Below are 235 nucleotides of genomic sequence, written 5' to 3'. Positions count from 1 at the left end.
AGGCCGCCATCAACTTCATGGACAAGCAGGTGAAGGCCGACAAGCCGTTCTTCGTCTGGATGAACACCACCCGCATGCACGCCTTCACCCACATACGCGAATCCATGCAGGGCCAGAGCGGCATGCCCGGCAACGAGTACGCCGACGGCATGCTCGAACACGACGGCGACGTCGGCAAACTGCTCAAGACCCTCGACGACCTGAAGCTCAGCGACAACACCATCGTCATCTACAC

General features: G+C 60.0%; 1 protein-coding gene. It reads left to right on the top strand.

What is annotated here, in order from left to right; translation table 11 throughout:
- On the top strand, positions 1-235 hold a 235-nt coding region (locus J5M67_RS29405; protein ID WP_207888778.1), incomplete at both ends, for a sulfatase-like hydrolase/transferase.

The sequence above is a fragment of the Pseudomonas sp. 30_B genome, from assembly GCF_017491605.1.
Lineage (GTDB): Bacteria > Pseudomonadota > Gammaproteobacteria > Pseudomonadales > Pseudomonadaceae > Pseudomonas.
Note: the sequence above shows the minus strand (reverse complement) of the source record. Positions and strands in the feature narration are given on the sequence as shown.